Consider the following 17,703-nt stretch of genomic DNA (forward strand, 5'->3'; position numbering starts at 1 on the left):
GCTGTCATGTTGCAATGCGGCCGGCCGTTTCCTAGACAGGCCCCGACCGACCCGCCATTTGCCCCGAGGTTTCGTGAACCGCGCCGATCCCGCCTTTTTCCAGATCCGCCTTGCCGCGACCCAGCAGGACCTGCTGGCCGCGCAGCGCCTGCGCTATCGGGTCTTTGTCGAGGAATTGGGGGGAACAGGACCGCTGGTCGATCACGAGGCCCGGCTGGAGCGCGACGAGTTTGACCCCGTCGTGGACCATCTGTGCCTGATCGACACGCGACGCGACGCGGAGGCGCTGGACCATGTGGTGGGGGTCTATCGCCTGCTGCCGGGCGACCGGGCGGCGGCCCTGGGGCGCTTCTACTGCGACGGCGAATATGACCTGGGGCCCCTGCGGAACTGCGGGCGGCCGCTGCTGGAACTGGGCCGGTCCTGTGTCGATGCCGAATATCGCGGCGGGTCGGGGATGTTCCTGATGTGGAACGCGCTGGCCGATTATGTCCTTGACCACGGGATCGAGATCCTGTTCGGCGTCGCCAGCTTTCACGGCACCGACGTGCAGACGCTGGCGCCCTCGCTCAGTTGGCTGCACCACAGGCACTTGGCACCGCCTGAATTGCGCCCGCGCGCGCGCGAAGCCGGTTTCCAGCCCATGGACCTGATCGCGCCCGAGCTGCTGGAGCGGCGAGAGGCGCTGGTGGGGATGCCGGCGCTGATCAAGGCCTATCTGCGCCTTGGTGGGCAGGTGGGCGAGGGGGCCTTCATCGATCGTGACTTCAACACCACCGACGTGTTCCTGCTGATGGACACGGCCGCTATGTCGGCCAAGCACCGGCAGTTCTACGAAAGCCGCTGGCAGGCGACATGACCAGCGCGACCTGGCGCGAGGGAACGCCGCCGCCGCTGCCGGGGCCGCAGGGTGTGGCGGGTTGGCTGCGGGTGATCCGCCGCGGGCTTCCTGCCGTCCTGATCCTGCTGCTGGGCGTCTTGCTGATCCTGCCCCTGCGCGGGGGCGAGCGGCTGTTTCACGGCCGCCGCCGGCCCTGGACCGGTCCCTATGTGCAGATCGTCTGCCGGCTGGTCCTGCTGTCCCTGGGCATCGGCTGGCGGCGCGAGGGCCGGCCCCTGTGCGGTCCGGGCGCGGTTGTTGCGAACCATTCCAGCTGGCTGGACATCCTGGTCCTGAACGCGGCGATGCCCGTCTTCTTCGTCAGCAAGGCCGAGGTTGCCGGCTGGCCCGGCATCAACATACTGACCCGCGTCACCGACACGCATTTCGTTACCCGGGATCCCAGGCTGGCGCGCGCCCAGGCCGCGGAATTCGCCGAACGCATCCGCGCCGGCCATCGGCTGCTGTTCTTTCCGGAAGGGACCTCGACCGACGGCCGCCGCGTGCTGCCCTTCAAGCCGACCCTGTTCCAGGGCTTCCTGGATGCGAGCCTGCCCCAGGGTCTGGCGATCCAGCCGGTTTCGGCACGTTATGTCGCGCCTGCGGGGCAGGACCCGCGATTCTATGGCTGGTGGGCCGAGATGGATCTGGGCCCCCACCTGCTGACGGTGCTTGCGGCAAAACGACAGGGCCATGTTGCCGTCACGCTGCACCCCCCGATTCCCGTGTCAGGAAATGATCGCAAGTCCCTTTCCGCCGCATGCTATTCTGCGATAGCCGCAGATTTCGCGGCGCTGGAATCGCTGGACTGAAAGCATCCTGCGGACCCCTGTCAAGACCTTGCCAGATGCGACTGAACACTATATCTGGTGTTCAACCCTACACAAACCGCTAAGGAATGAGCGTATGACCCGCTTCGCTGCCCCTATTGCCGAACAGATCTGGGACATGAAATACCGGATGAAGGACGCCGAAGGGCAGGCGGTCGATGCCTCGGTCGAGGACAGCTGGCGCCGCGTTGCGCGCGATCTGGCACGCGTCGAGGCCGAGCCCGCCAAGTGGGAGGACAAGTTCTATTCCGCGCTGGAGGACTTCAAGTACCTGCCCGCTGGCCGCATCCTGGCGGGGGCCGGCACCGGCCGTTCGGTCACGCTGTTCAACTGCTTTGTCATGGGCACCATTCCCGACAGCATGGGCGGCATCTTCGATATGCTGAAGGAGGCCGCGCTGACCATGCAGCAGGGCGGCGGCATCGGCTATGACTTCAGCACGATCCGCCCGCGCGGCGCGGTGGTCAAGGGCGTGGCGGCGGATGCCAGCGGTCCCTTGTCCTTCATGGATGTCTGGGACGCGATGTGCCGCACGATCATGTCGGCAGGCTCGCGCCGCGGCGCGATGATGGCTACGATGCGCTGCGACCACCCGGACGTCGAGCAGTTCATCGTTGCGAAACAGGACAGCGCGCGGCTGCGCATGTTCAACCTGTCGGTCCTGATCACCGACGATTTCATGGAGGCCGTGCGCGCCGATGGTCCGTGGGAGCTGAAGTTCGACGGCCGCGTCTATCGCACCGTGCAGGCGCTGGACCTGTGGAACAAGATCATGAAGGCGACCTATGATTTTGCCGAGCCGGGCGTGATCTTCATCGACCGGATCAACAAGGCCAACAACCTGTCCTATGTCGAGACAATCGCGGCAACGAACCCCTGCGGCGAGCAGCCCCTGCCGCCCTATGGCGCCTGCCTGCTGGGGTCGATCAACCTGGCGCGGCTGGTGACGAACCCCTTCACGGACGCGGCCGAACTGGACCCCGAGGCGCTGGACGATCTGGTCCGCACCGCCGTCCGCATGATGGACAACGTGGTCGATGCGTCGAAATTCCCGCTGGATGCGCAGGCGCAGGAGGCGCAGAACAAGCGCCGCATCGGCCTGGGCGTCACCGGTCTGGCCGACGCGCTGCTGATGCAGGGCTTGCGCTATGGCGCTGATGACGCGGTCTCGCAGACCCGCGTCTGGATGAAGGCCATCGCGCGGTCGGCCTATCTGGCCTCGGTCGATCTGGCCAAGGAGAAGGGCGCCTTCCCGCTGTTCGACGCGCAGAAATACCTGGCCTCCGGCTTCATGTCCAAGATGGACGATGACGTCCGCGACGCCATCGCCACCCACGGCATCCGCAACGCGCTGCTGACCTCGATCGCGCCCACCGGCACGATCAGCCTTTATGCGGGCAACGTGTCCTCGGGGATCGAGCCGGTCTTTGCCTATGCCTATACCCGCAAGGTCCTGCAGAAGGACGGGTCGCGCACCGAGGAGGAGGTCGTCGACTATGCCGTGCAGATGTGGCGCGACCTCAAGGGTGATGCCGAACTGCCCGATTACTTCGTGAACGCGCAGACCTTGGCCCCCAAGGATCACGTGGCCATGCAGGCGGCGGCGCAGGAATGGGTCGACAGTTCGATCTCCAAGACCATCAACTGCCCCGAGGATATCAGCTTTGACGCGTTCAAGGACGTCTACATGGCGGCTTGGGATCTGGGCTGCAAAGGCTGCACGACCTATCGCCCGAACGACGTGACCGGGTCGGTCCTGTCGGTCAGCGAAAAGACCGAAAAGGCTCCCGAGGCCGACAAGGGCGCCGATGTCGTCTATCTGACCGAGCCGCTGGACCGTCCCGCGGCCCTGGAGGGCGCGACCTACAAGCTGAAATGGCCGGGGTCGGAACACGCGATCTACATCACGATCAACGACATCATCCACGGCAATCATCGCCGCCCGTTCGAGATCTTCATCAACTCCAAGAACATGGAGCATTACGCCTGGACCGTCGCGCTGACGCGCATGGTTTCGGCCGTGTTCCGCCGCGGGGGCGACGTGTCCTTTGTGGTCGAAGAGCTGAAGGCGGTCTTTGACCCGCGCGGCGGCGCCTGGATGCAGGGCCGCTATGTCCCCTCGATCCTCGCCGCCATCGGCGGCGTGATCGAGCGGCACCTGGTCGAGACCGGCTTTCTGGCGGGCGAAGGCCTTGGGCTGAAGTCCGACCCGAAGGCCGAAGTCATGGCCGTCGGCGAGACGCCCCGCGGCCCCGCCTGCTCCAGCTGCGGCCAGTACGGCATGCGCATGGTCGAAGGCTGCATGACCTGCCCCAGCTGCGGCCACTCCAAGTGCGGGTGAGGGTCCGGTCGTGTTCGGGTTGTCCTGACAGGCTAAAGCTGTCCTTCGGCTGTCCATGAACTGTCCTTTTGCAAGGCATGAATTCTGCGGCGCGATTTCGGGATGAACAGCAGGGCAAAGAGACGTTTCAGCGAGGCGGCCGGCGACGGCCGCCTTTTCCATTTACTCGGCACCGGCGTCCGGGTGGTTGATGCCTTTGACAGAGGGGCAACATTCGCGAAGGAACCGGGGCGCGATCCTCAGGTGATCCTTTCAACAAAAAAGGACAGGGCGATGGCTGCTTCGCGATATGCACGGCGTGGTTTCACCGGCCTTGGTGCGTTCGGTGAAGAGAATACATGGCTGTCAGTACACGTAAGCAAAGCGCCAGTGCTGTTCATCAATCTTTCTGCGCCCTTAAGGTTATTGCCCGGCTCATCCCGCCCTTGCGGCAGGCCTCCGCAACGGCTGCAGCTTTCCCGTCCTGCTGCACCACGAGGCCCTCAATCCAACCGGGAATCACGGCCTGAAAATCTCATTTCAGGTTCGCCTCTCAGCCGGACGTACGTGAGCGCGCGGACCTGCGGTGGACCCTGCCGGCAATTCTGTTAAGCTTGGTTAATGAAGAATTCTGGCCCTCGGCATGCGGCAAGGCATGTCCGGTCGTCGCGCATGGGTGGAAAGCACAATGGAAGACGCCACCGCTACCTGGTCCTGTCCCAGCTTTGTATCTGCGCCGGCGCGCCACCAGTTGTACCTTTCCGGCGCGCATCGCGACATTCTTGCGATGGTTGCAGCGTGGCGCCACGGAGATCGCGCAGTTTTGATGCTTTCGGGGCCGTCGCAGGCCGGCAAGACGGTTCTCGCATCCGAGATTGCGGCGCTGTCAGAGGGCATGCGCGTGGGCTGGGTCAGCCTGGAGCGGCCGGAGACGGACCTGGCGCTGGAGGTGCCGAAGGCACTGGGGATCGCTTCCGCCGATCCGATGAAGGGGCTGGCACGCCTGCTGGCGGAATGCCGCAGCGCGCGCAGGTCCTGCCTGCTGATCGTGGACAATGCGCATCTGCTGTCCGAAGCCTCGCGAGAATTTCTTGAGGATCTGACCGCCGGATCCGGCCTGCCCCTGCCGATCTATGTCCTTCTGGTCGGTCGCGAAGCTGTGGCCACGCTGCTGGACCCGCCCACGCCCGATGAACTGCGCGACAGGATCGGTGGGCATCTGAAACTGCAGCCCTTTGATCCGGCGGAAACGGCTGATTACATCGCGCACCGGTTTCATGTCGGCTCATGTTCCTGCCACGGCGGTGCGCAGCCCTTTGATGCCGGCGGGATTTGGCTGCTTCATGCCGCCTCCGGTGGATATCCGGGCGACATCGACTTGCTGGTGCAGCACTGCCTGTCCCGGGCCGGCACCGCGCAGGGCGGCAGCCTGGACAAAGTCTTTGTTCATGCCTGCCTGGCAGAACTGGCGGAGGCGGGGCAACTGCAGCATCCGCTGCCTGATCTGCCGGGGGATGATCTCATCGCCGATCTGCCGATCGACCCGCGCACGGCTGTCGTTGCGGAACAGGGGCCGGATGTGGGGATGGCCCCCGCGAAACGCCGGACCCTCCGGCCGCAGAAACGGGCAGAACGGGACGAACCTCCAGCTCGGGGATGGTTAAAGCCGGGCTTGACGGGCGTGGCATTGGCCGCGCTACTCGTCCTGAGCAGCAACCTGATGACCTTGAGCGAAGGCCCGATGGACCGGCTGTCCGAGGTCACGGAAGAGCCTGTCCGCGATGTCGGGGCGGAACCCGTCGCAGCGGCCGTCCCGGATGTGGCACAGCTGGAAACGCGGATGGAGCAGGCGGCGCCGGATCCGCAGGACCTGTTGATCAGGGCCCTTGCCACGGGCAATGTCGATCCGGAAGCCGCGATCCCGCTCTATACGCAGGCGGCCTTGTGGGGCAGCGAGAGGGCGGCCTATTACCTGGGTCAGCTTTACGAGACCGGCATCGGGGTCGAGGCCGACGTGAACCGGGCCCGCGCCTGGTACCGAGAGGCCTCGCAGATCGCGGGCGCGGGGGCGCGGCTCCGCCAGATGGCATCCGCCCCTGCAGTGCCGGCAGGGGACGACCTCGCGCCGCCTGTCCCCGAGCGGCAGGTCATCTTCGCCTCTGGCCAGTCCGAACTGCACTGGCGCGGCCCGCCGGGGCCGGACCCGGCCCGCTATCGGATCGAATTCGTCACCGCCGGCGCGGAACGGGTGCAGGAGCTGGAGACTGGGCTGTCGGCAGCCCTGATCCCGTTCCCGGTCTCCCGCTGGAGGGTCCTGGCGCTGCATCCGGACGGGACGCCCGGACCTGCCTCCGTCTGGGCCGTTCTTGATCGGGGCGCGCTCTGATCAGCAGCCGATGGCGGCGCAGATGTTGCGGCGATAGGCGGCATTGGCCTCGCTGTCAGGCTGGACCTCGGGCGCGACCGGGGTGCAGCTTGGCTCATATTCGGGATCGAGGCCGATATTGACGCAGGTGGAAATGTCCCATCCCGGAGGAATGGCGGTCAGGTCGACCGATTGCCATTTCGCATGGCCCTCACTTCGCAGCGTGTCGATGTTCGACAGGATCAGCGACGACAGGTCCGAGACCCCGCGACAGCTGGCCTGGTGATACCTGTTCCCGCGCGGCTCGTATTCATAGGTCATCAGCACCGCCTTGACCGCGACAAGCTCCACCGGATCGGGCTGGAAGGCATAGGTGCCCCCCGCCAGCGTCGCCGGCGTGTAGACCGCCTGCAGCGTCTCGTCCTGGATCGGCAGCAGGTGGAACTGCTCGCCGTCGATGTCGTTCTCGGTGTAAATCGCTGCCGGCGCTCCCGCGACATAGAAGAACGCGTCGATATCGCCGGCTTCCAGCTGCGGATAGGCATCGCCCGGGGCAAGGGCCAGCGTCTCGGACGGCTCGATCCCCGCCAGCGACATCATCAGCGACGCCGTCAGGTAGGTCCCGCTGTTCTCGGTCCCGATGGCGACGCGCTTGCCGTCCAGCCCGCCGAAATCGGCGATGTCACGCCTGGCCAGGATATGCACCTCCTCCTCGTAAAGGGGGAAGGCGATCCGGACACCCGCGATCGCCCGTGCGACAGCCGGGTCGTCACCTGCAAAGGTCTGCATGTATTCCAGAACGTCGTTCTGGACGATGCCGAACTGCGTATTGGGGCGCTGCCGGACACCCAAGAAATTCTCCAGCGAGCCCGCCGATTCCACGACCTCCAGGTTCTTGCCGCATTGCTGCATCAACCCGTTCAGATCGCGGCCGATCTGGATATAGGTCCCGGTCGGCGATCCAGTCATGATGCTCAGGTCGGCATTCTGGGCCTGGCCTGCGACAGCCAGCCCCGAGGCGGCACAGATCCCCCAGGCAAGCCGTTGCAGAAGCTGGGAAAATGACATCGGCGTTTCCTTCCGTACGAGGGGTTTCAGCACCCGTCCAGCCCAGCCCTGAGGGCCAGCAGCGTCTGGCGGTTGATCGGATCTTGAACCTGGCGCAGCGCGTCGACGGCGCATTGGCCGTCGATCAGCAGGTTGCGCAAGCGGTCGCGCGCCGCCGGCGCGCGAGGAAGCCCTGGTGTTGTGGCCAGGACGGCGCTGACTTCTGCCGCATCGCGCGGCTGCCGCCCCTCGCTGACACCGCCCGCCAGGGACGGTTCCGGGGCGGGTGCGGGTTCGGGTTCCTGGACAGGGACCGGCTCGGGTTCCGGTGCGGGCGCTGGTTCAGGTTCCTGCGCGGGGGCCGGCTCTGGCTCCGGTTCCGGTTCCGGCTCTGGTTCTGTCTGCTGCACGGCGGCCGGCTGCGGCTCGGACAGTGCCGCCTCGCGCTGCCGCGTCAGGTCTGCCACTTCGGCGGTCAGGGTCTGGACCTGTTCCGCCAGGGCGCTTGCGCGTTCCTCCTGCGCCGCGATCTGGGTGGACAGTTCCTCGGCTCTGGCCAGTTCCGATTGCATGGCATCGCGCTGCTCTGTCAGGTCTGCCAGCTGGCCGCGCGTCTCCTGAAGCTGCGCCTGCATCTCCTCCAGGTCTTCCTGCTGCGACGAAAGCTGATCGTCCCGCCCGGCCGTCGCCTCGACGATCTGCGCCTCCAGTGTCGCCAGACGCTCCACCTGCTCCTGCTCGCTGCCACTCAGGCTCTCGATGCGTTGGGTCAGTTGCGCGGATTCGGCACGACGTTCCTCGATCGCTTCCGTCAACTCCGCCAGTTCCGAAGCTGCGGCACCGGTCCTGGCCTGCAGATCGGCCTCGGCTTGCTCGATCCCGCTGCGGAGCCGGGCTTCCTCCTCCCGCAACTCCTCCAGATTCGCGTTCTGCGATGAAAGCTGATCGTCCCGCCCGGCCGTCGCCTCGGCGATCTGCGCCTCCAATGTCGCCAGACGCTCCACCTGCTCCTGTTCGCTGGCGCTCAGGCTTTCGACGCGTTGGGTCAGCTGGCCTTCCTCGGCTCGGCGTGCCTCGATCGCTTCCGTCAATTCCGCCAGCTCCGAAGCTGCGGCGCCGGTCCTCGTCTGCAGATCGGCCTCGGCCTGCTCGATCCCGCTGCGAAGCCGGGCTTCCTCTTCCCGCAGCTCGTCCAGGTTCGCGTTCTGCGACGAAAGCTGATCGTCCCGCCCGGCCGTCGCCTCGGCGATCTGCGCCTCCAATGTCGCCAGACGCTCCACCTGCTCCTGCTCGCTGGCGCTCAGGCTCTCGATGCGTTGGGTCAGCTGCGCTTCCTCGGCACGGCGTCCCTCGATGCTCTCGGTCAGCTCCGCCAGTTCGGTCGTGGCGGCGTCGATCCTGGCTTGCAGGTCGGCTTCCTCTGCCTTTGCCCGTTCGATCTCGCTCCGGAGCCTTTCTTCTTCCTTCCGCACATCGGCAAGACCGCCCTGTTCCTGTTCAAGCTGGCCGGTGGTTGCCTCAATCCTGGTCGTCAGATCGCGCAGGGCGGAGCGCGCCGCCTCGACCTTGGGCTCGAGTTCGGCAGCCTCGAGTTCCATCGCGGCGATGATCTGGCGCAACGAGTGGGCTTGGGACGAAAGATCCTCTTGCGGCGCCTGCGCCCCTGCGGGCCCGTGCGCGCCCAAAAGGCTGACTGCCGCCAAAGTGGCCAATGGAATGCGACGCAATATCAACACAATGAAAGGCCCCCCAAAGGTTAATAATCATGTACAAGAAGAGTTTGTCAAGTTGACCGACCAGTCCGCAGATAGGGAGGTTGGGCTGGTCTGGTGGCACAGAACGTCAGGCCGAACGGCCGGACCGAAAGTGAGGCGCACATCGCCTACATCTGGACGGCGGAGATTGTCTCTATTTCGCCACAAAACAGGTAGCCTCACGATTGCGGGCAATCACGAGGCAGAGTGGGGTCGTTGTGGTCCGACCTGGCAGCGGAAGCTGCCTCTGCTACTTTCCAGCCGGTGAAGATTTTTCCAGCTTTGAGGCCGTCGGAAACCTGGCCTGGGGCTTCCAACCCGTCGCCGATCCTCACTATCCACCGCTTCGGCCTCGATTAAAAAATATGAATATGCATTACGCGCAAAAATTGTGGACGGGAAACAGAATCATCCTCTACGATAGTAGGCAGCTATCAAAATCACTGCGGCAGTTGAGGCTTTACACCCCAGCAAGTCAGCGGGAAGCGAGGCAGGAAGCACGCGCAGCTAGCGGCATTGGAGCAATTTGGCTCCCTCTCAGCCTTCATTAGGCGGGTGGACCGAACTATCTGCGCAGGCCCCCGGTCTTTGGCCGGGGGCCGACTTCACTAAAAGTGTCATTGCACCTGCCAATGCCTTAAGGAGCGACGGCAGCGTCTTTGTCTACGGCCGTTCGATGTATCAAAGAGCCAAAAGCCAAAGCCGGGCCAGACGGCGCCAGCCGTAAAGGGGGGGTGGAAATTTTACCCGAGCAAGGTGCCGGACCGCCTTGGCTGCAAGATGCGCACGTCCGCATTCAGAAATTGTCGTGATGATGCGGACTGCGCACGGCAACACCCTCTACCGGCCCGCCAGCTGCGCGATAATCACAGCGACGGAAGAAGACATGCGAGTGGTGCGGGCGCGGGTCAGGCCAACGATGCGCGCGTGACTTTCAATGGCCCTCCCGGCCTCAACTACCGCGACCCTCTCCGGCAAGTTCCAAAGTGCATTGGGGGAAGCAGCGGGGAAGCCGAGGCCTCACCAACGAAACTACTTCACACAAGCAGAGTGTTAAATTGGGTGGGTGGCGGAGACGAAGGGATTCGAACCCTCGAGACCCTTTCGGGCCTGCACCCTTAGCAGGGGTGTGCCTTCGACCACTCGGCCACGTCTCCGTCGACCCGTATATGGAGGAGCTTCAGGGGTGACAAGGGGGGTTCGTCGGATTTTCCTCTCCCGCGCCATCGCGACCCGTGGGGGTGCGGCAATGGTGTCGTCACCTGTCGCTTCCTCTGGAACCAGCCCGGTTTTGCGGCAATATGTTGCGGGACAGGAGGGGCAGGCCAGACATGACCGAGATATCTCGCCGCAAGACGGATCACCTGCGCATTGTGATGGAGGGAAGGGGCCAGCAGGCCGGCCTCTCCACCGGTTTCGATGAGGTCCGCTTTGCCCATGTCGCGTTGCCAGAAACGGATTTTGACCATTTGGACTGCAGCACGCGGTTCCTGGGGCGCCAGTTGCAGGCGCCGCTTCTCGTCTCTGCCATGACCGGCGGGAATGACGAGGCAGAGCGCATCAACGCCCATATCGCCGAGGCCTGCCAGGAGCTGCGGATCGCCTTGGCGGTCGGGTCGCAGCGCATCGCGGTCGAGACGGCGGATGCGGGCGGCCTGGGGCGACAGCTGCGCGCCCGGGCCCCCGACATCCCGATTCTCGGAAACATCGGCGCGGTCCAGCTGAACTACGGCTTCGGCCTGGCCGAGGCGCAGCGCAGCGTGGACATGATCGAGGCCGATGCCCTGATCCTGCACCTGAACCCCCTGCAGGAGGCCATCCAGCAGGGGGGGGATCGGAATTTTGCCGGCCTGCTTGTCAAGATCGAGGCGCTGGCCGCCGCATTGCCGGTGCCTCTGGGCGTGAAGGAGGTGGGGGCAGGACTGTCCGCCCCTCTCGCGCGCCGACTGCTGGAGGCGGGCGTGACCATCCTGGACGTCGCCGGGGCCGGCGGGACCAGCTGGGCGCGGGTCGAGGCCGAACGGGGGCCGGCGCGCCTGCAGGCGCTTGCCGCGCCCTTCCATGACTGGGGCATCCCGACCGCCGAGGCACTGCGGGCCGCGGCGCCACTGATGGGGCCGGGACAGGTGCTGATCGGCTCGGGTGGGGTGCGTCACGGACTGGACGTGGCCCGCGCAATCCGCCTTGGTGCCGATCTGGCGGGGCAGGCGGCGCGCGCGCTGCCCGCCGCCCGTCACAGCGCCGGGGCACTGGTCGAGCATTTCACTGATGTCATCACGCAGCTGCGCATCGCAATGTTCTGTACAGGTTCGCAGGATCTGGCGGCGCTGCGGCACGCGGCGCTGCTGCATCCGGGGCCGGGGGGCATTTGGTCGCAATCGGCGGGGCTTTCCAGCGATGACTTTGAGGCCTAGGGTCGGGAACGGAACAAGCCGGAGGGCCGAGATGCGCGAACCACTCGGCCGTCGCGCTGACACGACGGCCACCAACCTGATCCTGACCGCCCTGATCATGCTGTCCTGGCTGGCGCTGCACGTCTATGCCCTGTGGTTTCTGGATGCGCCGGACCAGCCCCTGCTGGCGGCGGTCCTTCTGCTGGGCCTGACCTGGCTGTCGGTCGGGCTGTTCATCGTGGCCCATGACGCGATGCATGGCGCGGTGGTGCCGGGGCGTCCCCAGGCAAATGCCGCGGTGGGGCAACTGGCGCTGTGGCTTTATGCCGGGTTCTCCTGGCGCAAGCTGATCGTAAAGCACATGGCCCATCACCGCCACGCGGGCACCGAAGACGATCCCGATTTCGATCATGGGGGGCCGCTGCGCTGGTATGCCGGTTTCATCCGCACCTATCTGGGCTGGCGCGAGGCGACGGTTCTGGGCCTGGCCGTTCTGGCTTATGCGCTGATCCTGGGCCCGCGCTGGCCCTATGTGGCCTTCTGGTCGGTGCCCTCGATCCTGGCCTCGATGCAGCTTTTCGTCTTCGGGACTTGGCTGCCGCATCGCAGGGGGGATGACCCTTTCCCGGACCGGCACAATGCCAGGTCCTCTCGGGTCAGCAATCCCGTGTCGCTGCTGACCTGCTTTCACTTTGGCGGCTATCACCACGAACACCACCTGCACCCCACCGTGCCCTGGTGGCGACTGCCCGCAACGCGCCGGGGAAAGGAGCGCACATGACCCAGTTTCTGATCGTCCTGGCCACCGTCGCCGCCATGGAACTGACGGCCTATTCCGTCCATCGCTGGATCATGCATGGCCCCCTGGGCTGGGGCTGGCACAAGTCGCATCACGAGGAACATGACCACGCCTTCGAGCGAAACGACCTCTATGGTCTGGTCTTTTCGGTGATCGCGGGCGGGCTGTTCGTGGTGGGCTCGCTCTGGGTGCCGGTCCTGTGGTGGGTGGCGGTCGGAATGACCGTCTATGGCGCGATCTATTTCATCCTGCATGACGGGCTGGTCCACCAGCGCTGGCCCTTCCGCTATGTCCCGCGGCGGGGCTATTTCAGGCGCCTCTACCAGGCCCATCGCCTGCACCACGCGGTCGAGGGTCGCGACCATTGTGTCAGCTTCGGCTTCATCTATGCGCCCCCGGTCGATCACCTGAAGCAGCGGCTGAAGCAGTCTGGCGTGCTGAAGCCCGACACCGGGCGTCGGCCGTGACCGCAGGACGCAGCTCCCATGGCGGAACCCCCTTCTCCAACCCGGGTTCGGCTGCATGAACCATGATCTTCTTCTGGCGGGCGCCGGGCTTTCGGGCGGCCTGATCGCGTTGGCTGTCCGCCAGGCGCGTCCCGATCTGCGGGTGACGCTGCTGGACCGCGCGGCGGGTCCGTCGGACGGGCATACCTGGTCCTGCCATGATACCGATCTGGCGCCGCATTGGCTGGACCGTCTGGCGCCGATACGGCGCGGGGCCTGGCCGGACCAGGAGGTCAGCTTTCCGGGTCACGCGCGGCGCCTGCGGGCGGGCTATGGCTCGATCGACGCGCGGGGGCTGTTGGGCGCGGTCGAGGCCGCGGGCGCGCGGATCCGCTGGAACAGCAACATCGCTGGTCTGGGCCAGGCTGGCGCCACCCTGGCCGATGGCAGCCGGATCGCGGCAGGTTGCGTCATCGATGCGCGGGGCGCGCAGCCGTCGCCGCATCTGGCGGTGGGCTTTCAGAAGTTCGTGGGGGTCGAGATCCGCACCGATCGTCCCCATGGTGTCCAGCGCCCCATGATCATGGACGCGACCGTGACCCAGCAGGACGGCTATCGCTTCATCTATCTGCTGCCCTTCGCCCACGACCGCATCCTGATCGAGGACACGCGCTACAGCGACGGCGCCGATCTGGATGACGAGGAACTGGCCCAGGCCTCGCTGGACTATGCGCGGCAGCGCGGCTGGACCGGTACCGAGTTGCGGAGGGAGCGTGGCATCCTGCCCATCGCCCTGGCCCATGACGCGTCGGGCTTCTGGGCCGACCATGCCACGGGCCCTGTTCCGGTGGGCCTGCGGGCGGGCCTCTTCCACCCGGTCACCGGCTATTCGCTGCCCTATGCGGTGCAGGTGGCCGACCTGGTCGCCGACCTGGCCCGGCGGGATGCGCTGGCCACGGACGCGCTGCGCAGTGCGCTGCGCGATTTCGCCCTGGCGCGGGCGCGCAAGGACCGTTTCCTGCGGCTTCTGAACCGGATGCTGTTCCGCGGCTGCCCGCCTGAACGGCGCTATCTGCTGCTCCAGCGCTTCTACCGCCTGCCCGAGGGCCTGATCGAACGGTTCTATGCAGGCCGCCTGACCCTGGCCGACCAGTTGCGCATCGTGACCGGCAAGCCGCCCATTCCGCTTGGACAGGCCATGCGCTGCCTGCCCGAAACCCCCCTGCTGCAGGAGATTGCATGACCGACCCGACCCCCGCCGCAGGCTCTGCCATCGTCATCGGGGCCGGTTTCGGCGGCCTGGCCCTGGCCATCCGCCTGCAATCGGCAGGCATCGCCACGACCCTGGTCGAGGCCCGCGACAAGCCGGGCGGGCGCGCCTATGTCTGGCATGACCAGGGGCATGTCTTTGATGCGGGCCCCACCGTCATCACCGACCCCGAGGCGCTGAAGGAGCTGTGGGCCCTGTCGGGGCAGGACATGGCACGCGACGTGACGCTGCTGCCGGTGTCCCCCTTTTACCGCCTGCTGTGGAGCGACGGGAAAAGCTTTGACTATGTGAATGACGGCGACCAGCTGGAACAGCAGATCCGGGCCTTCAACCCCGACGACCTGGAGGGCTACCGGCGGTTCCACGACTATGCCGAGGCCGTCTATCAGGAGGGCTACCTGAAGCTGGGCACGACCCCCTTCCTGAAGATGGGCCAGATGCTGAACGCGGCGCCCGCGCTGGTCAAGCTGGAGGCCTATCGCTCGGTCCACAGCGTCGTGGCGCGCTTCATCAAGGACCCGCATCTGCGGCAGGCGTTTTCATTCCACACGCTGCTGGTGGGCGGCAATCCGTTCTCGACCAGCGCGATCTATGCGCTGATCCATGCCCTGGAACGCCGCGGCGGGGTCTGGTTCGCCAAGGGCGGCACCAACCAGCTGGTGGCGGGCATGGTCGCGCTGTTCGAACGCTTGGGCGGCAGGCTGATGCTGAACGCCAAGGTCGCGCGGATCGAGACCGAGGGCGCGCGCACGACCGGCGTGACCTTGGTCGACGGGCGGCGGCTGGACGCCGGAATGGTGGCCAGCAACGGCGACGTGATGCATTCCTATCGCGACCTGCTGGGCCAGACCCGGCGCGGCCGGACCAAGGCGATGATCCTGGGCAAGCAGCGCTGGTCCATGTCGCTGTTCGTGCTGCATTTCGGCCTGTCCGAGATGCCAGAGGGGCTGGCCCATCACAGCGTCCTTTTCGGCCCGCGCTACAAGGAATTGGTGAACGAGATCTTCAAGGGGCCGAAGCTGCCCAAGGATTTCTCGCTCTACCTGCATTCGCCCTGCGTCACTGACCCCAGCTTGGCGCCGCCGGGGATGTCCACGCATTACGTCCTGGCGCCGGTCCCGCATCTGGGGCGCGCCGACGTAGATTGGGCGACCGAGGGGCCCGCCTATGCCGACCGCATCCTGGCCAGCCTGGAGGACAGGCTGATCCCGAACCTGCGCCGCAACCTGACGGTGCAGCGCATCTTCACGCCCGCCGATTTCAAATCGGAACTGTCGGCCCATCACGGCAGCGCCTTCTCGATCGAGCCGATCCTGGCGCAGTCCGCCTGGTTCCGCCCCCATAACCGCGACCGCAGCATCCGCAATTTCTACATCGTGGGCGCAGGCACCCATCCCGGCGCGGGCATTCCGGGGGTCGTCGGCTCGGCCAAGGCTACGGCGCAGGTGATGCTGGCCGACCGGGCGCGGGCATGACGGACCTGGTCGAGACGTCGACGCAGGCGATCGCCAATGGATCGCAAAGCTTCGCCGCCGCCGCACGCCTCATGCCGCCGGGCATCCGCGACGATACGGTGATGCTCTATGCCTGGTGCCGCCACGCCGATGACCTGATCGACGGGCAGGAACTGGGCGACAGCCCGCAGATCATCGCCGATCCCCACGGCCGCCTGCAGGCGCTGCGGGCCGAAACCCTGGCGGCACTGGAGGGCGACGGCCCGGTCAGTGCGCCCTTTGCCGCGCTGAGGGCGGTGGCGCGGCGCCATGACTTTCCGCAGCGCTGGCCGCTGGACCTGGTCCAGGGTTTCGCGATGGATGTCGAAGAGCGGCGGTACCGCACCGTGGATGACGTGCTGGAATATTCCTATCACGTCGCGGGTGTGGTGGGCGTGATGATGGCCCGCATCATGGGGGTGCGCGATCCGCATGTCCTGGATCGCGCCTGCGACCTGGGCCTGGCCTTCCAGCTGACCAATATCGCGCGTGACGTGATGGACGATCATGCAGTGGGGCGCTGCTATCTGCCGGCGGACTGGCTGGAGCAGGCCGGCGCGCGGGTGGAAGGCACCATCCCGTCGCCGGAACTTTACGGCGTGATTCTGCGGCTGCTGGACGCGGCGGAACCTTACTACGCCTCGGCGCGGGTGGGGCTTGCGGCGCTGCCGCCCAGATGCGCCTGGTCGATCGCCGCGGCGCTGCGCATCTATCACGCGATCGGCACGCGCATCCGCAAGGGCGGGCCGCAGGCCTATCGCCGGCGCATCAGCACGTCGAAACCGGCCAAGATCGCGCTGGTGGCGCGGGGTGGGCTGGATCTGGGACGGTCGCGGCTGCCGGGGGCCGAGGTATCGCGCGACGGGTTGTGGACGCGGCCCCGTACGGCCTGATCCTCAGGCGCTGTCCTTGATGCCATAGGGCAGGACGCGTTCCAGCAGGGCCGCGATCTCGGGCGCCTGCAGCCGGTGGCTGCGCAGCATCCGGTCCAGCTGGGCACGGTTCGCCCTGTAATGCAGCGAGGCGCCCTGCATGTCCGCCACTGCCAGCAGGCCGCGCTTGGGTCCGGGCGCCTGCACATCGCGCCCGGCATCCTTGCCCAGGCTGGCGCTATCGCTGATGATGTCCAGCAGATCGTCATAGGACTGGAAGACCCGTCCCAACTGGCGCCCGAAGGCGATCATCTGCAGCTTGTCCTCCTCGTCGAAACCCTTGACGACGGACAGCATCTCCAGCCCCGCCACGAACAACACGCCGGTCTTCAGGTCCTGTTCGCGCTCGATCCCCGCGCGGTCCTTTTCGACATGCAGGTCCAGGTCCTGGCCCGCGCACAGCCCCTGCGGCCCCAGGGCGCGGGTCAGGATGCGCACCAGGCTGGCACGGGTCTGGGGGCTGGCGGCGCGGGCCGTGGCAAGGACCGCCATCGCCTCGGTGATCAACGCGATGCCGGCCAAAACCGCGCGGCTTTCGCCATGCGCGACATGGGTGGCCGGCTTGCCGCGCCGCAGCTTGGCGTCGTCCATGCAGGGCAGGTCGTCAAAGACCAGGGAGGCGGCATGCACCATCTCGATCGCCGCCGCGGCATCGACCATCGTCTCGCAGACACCACCCGAGGCCTCGGCCGCCAGCAACAGCAGCGTCCCGCGAAAGCGTTTGCCCGATGATAGCGCCGCATGGCCCATCGCCGCGCCCAGAGGTTCGGACACCGCGCCGAAACCTTCGGAAATCTCGAAAAGCCGGGCGTTCAGCAGGTCGCGATGGGTGGCGTTGACGTCTCGTCTCATCAGGACCTGCGCGTTCGGGTTCCAACTGGGGTTGGCGCGGTCACCGGCCGGGACCGACATACTGCGCCAACGTCATTCATGTGCGATCGGTTCGGAAAATTGAAGAAGAACTTGCCCTTGACTTCAGGTTATCACGGGCGGGCGGGATATACTCCCCGGCATCTTAACAAAGCCGTGTGACGTGTCGCGCAGCCGACACATCCGGACATATGGGCATGCTAAACCGAAGGGGCAGCCCGGGGGCGTGTTTACCAGTGATGTTTTACCCTTTTTGCGCTCTCGTGCTGCATCCGCCGGGGGGGATGCGCCACAGGTGCTTGGA

General features: G+C 66.1%; 13 protein-coding genes and 1 tRNA gene. 10 read left to right on the plus strand and 4 right to left on the minus strand.

Annotated elements, in window-relative coordinates; translation table 11 throughout:
- Positions 1–73: 73 nt before the first annotated feature.
- The 4 genes from olsB to ACZ2G3_RS07335 all read left to right on the plus strand — a co-directional run bounded on the left by olsB (position 74) and on the right by ACZ2G3_RS07335 (position 6,416).
- The gene (gene olsB, locus ACZ2G3_RS07320) at positions 74–859 is read left to right on the plus strand and encodes an L-ornithine N(alpha)-acyltransferase (protein ID WP_470398721.1); all 786 of its coding nucleotides are present in this window, start codon (positions 74–76) and stop codon (positions 857–859) included.
- A complete protein-coding gene (gene olsA, locus ACZ2G3_RS07325; protein ID WP_470398723.1) occupies positions 856–1,692 on the plus strand; it encodes a lyso-ornithine lipid O-acyltransferase in 837 nt (278 codons plus the stop codon). Before olsB ends, olsA begins: the two co-directional genes overlap by 4 nt.
- A gap of 94 nt (positions 1,693–1,786) precedes the next feature.
- Positions 1,787–4,051, plus strand: a complete 2,265-nt coding sequence (locus tag ACZ2G3_RS07330; protein ID WP_470398725.1) for an adenosylcobalamin-dependent ribonucleoside-diphosphate reductase — start codon at positions 1,787–1,789, stop codon at positions 4,049–4,051.
- A 667-nt stretch (positions 4,052–4,718) separates the two neighbouring features.
- The gene (locus tag ACZ2G3_RS07335) at positions 4,719–6,416 is read left to right on the plus strand and encodes an AAA family ATPase (protein WP_470398727.1); all 1,698 of its coding nucleotides are present in this window, start codon (positions 4,719–4,721) and stop codon (positions 6,414–6,416) included.
- Here ACZ2G3_RS07335 and ACZ2G3_RS07340 read toward each other — a convergent pair whose 3' ends face one another.
- From ACZ2G3_RS07340 to ACZ2G3_RS07350, 3 genes are all read right to left on the minus strand, one after another.
- The gene (locus tag ACZ2G3_RS07340) at positions 6,417–7,463 is read right to left on the minus strand and encodes a TAXI family TRAP transporter solute-binding subunit (protein WP_419267656.1); all 1,047 of its coding nucleotides are present in this window, start codon (positions 7,461–7,463) and stop codon (positions 6,417–6,419) included. It abuts the gene before it with no gap.
- A gap of 26 nt (positions 7,464–7,489) precedes the next feature.
- The gene (locus ACZ2G3_RS07345) at positions 7,490–9,061 is read right to left on the minus strand and encodes a coiled-coil domain-containing protein (protein WP_470398729.1); all 1,572 of its coding nucleotides are present in this window, start codon (positions 9,059–9,061) and stop codon (positions 7,490–7,492) included.
- A gap of 1,202 nt (positions 9,062–10,263) precedes the next feature.
- Positions 10,264–10,353: transfer RNA gene (locus tag ACZ2G3_RS07350), tRNA-Ser, on the minus strand.
- Positions 10,354–10,527: 174 nt separating this feature from the next.
- Here ACZ2G3_RS07350 and fni point away from each other — a divergent pair.
- Genes fni through ACZ2G3_RS07380 form a run of 6 tightly spaced genes read left to right on the plus strand, consistent with a single transcriptional unit; the run spans position 10,528 to position 16,490 of the window.
- Positions 10,528–11,610 (plus strand): type 2 isopentenyl-diphosphate Delta-isomerase, encoded by a 1,083-nt coding sequence (fni, locus tag ACZ2G3_RS07355; RefSeq protein ID WP_470398731.1) that lies wholly within the window; start codon positions 10,528–10,530, stop codon positions 11,608–11,610.
- Positions 11,611–11,641: 31 nt separating this feature from the next.
- Positions 11,642–12,370 carry a fatty acid desaturase gene (locus ACZ2G3_RS07360; protein WP_470398733.1) on the plus strand — a complete coding sequence of 243 codons (729 nt, stop codon included), beginning with the start codon at positions 11,642–11,644 and terminating at the stop codon, positions 12,368–12,370.
- A complete protein-coding gene (locus ACZ2G3_RS07365) occupies positions 12,367–12,855 on the plus strand; it encodes a sterol desaturase family protein (RefSeq protein WP_470398735.1) in 489 nt (162 codons plus the stop codon). The genes ACZ2G3_RS07360 and ACZ2G3_RS07365 overlap by 4 nt, the downstream gene beginning before the upstream one ends.
- Positions 12,856–12,910: 55 nt before the next feature.
- Positions 12,911–14,077, plus strand: a complete 1,167-nt coding sequence (gene crtY, locus ACZ2G3_RS07370) for a lycopene beta-cyclase CrtY (protein ID WP_470398737.1) — start codon at positions 12,911–12,913, stop codon at positions 14,075–14,077.
- Positions 14,074–15,579, plus strand: a complete 1,506-nt coding sequence (locus tag ACZ2G3_RS07375) for a phytoene desaturase (RefSeq protein ID WP_470398738.1) — start codon at positions 14,074–14,076, stop codon at positions 15,577–15,579. Before crtY ends, ACZ2G3_RS07375 begins: the two co-directional genes overlap by 4 nt.
- Positions 15,576–16,490: a phytoene/squalene synthase family protein gene (locus tag ACZ2G3_RS07380; RefSeq protein WP_470398740.1), complete on the plus strand. Its 915-nt coding sequence runs from the start codon at positions 15,576–15,578 to the stop codon at positions 16,488–16,490. Before ACZ2G3_RS07375 ends, ACZ2G3_RS07380 begins: the two co-directional genes overlap by 4 nt.
- 3 nt (positions 16,491–16,493) lie before the next feature.
- Here the strand turns inward: ACZ2G3_RS07380 and ACZ2G3_RS07385 are convergent, their stop codons facing one another.
- A complete protein-coding gene (locus ACZ2G3_RS07385) occupies positions 16,494–17,381 on the minus strand; it encodes a polyprenyl synthetase family protein (protein WP_470398742.1) in 888 nt (295 codons plus the stop codon).
- Between the last annotated feature and the right edge of the window lie 322 nt (positions 17,382–17,703).

It is taken from the genome of Paracoccus sp. KKT209, assembly GCF_055635455.1.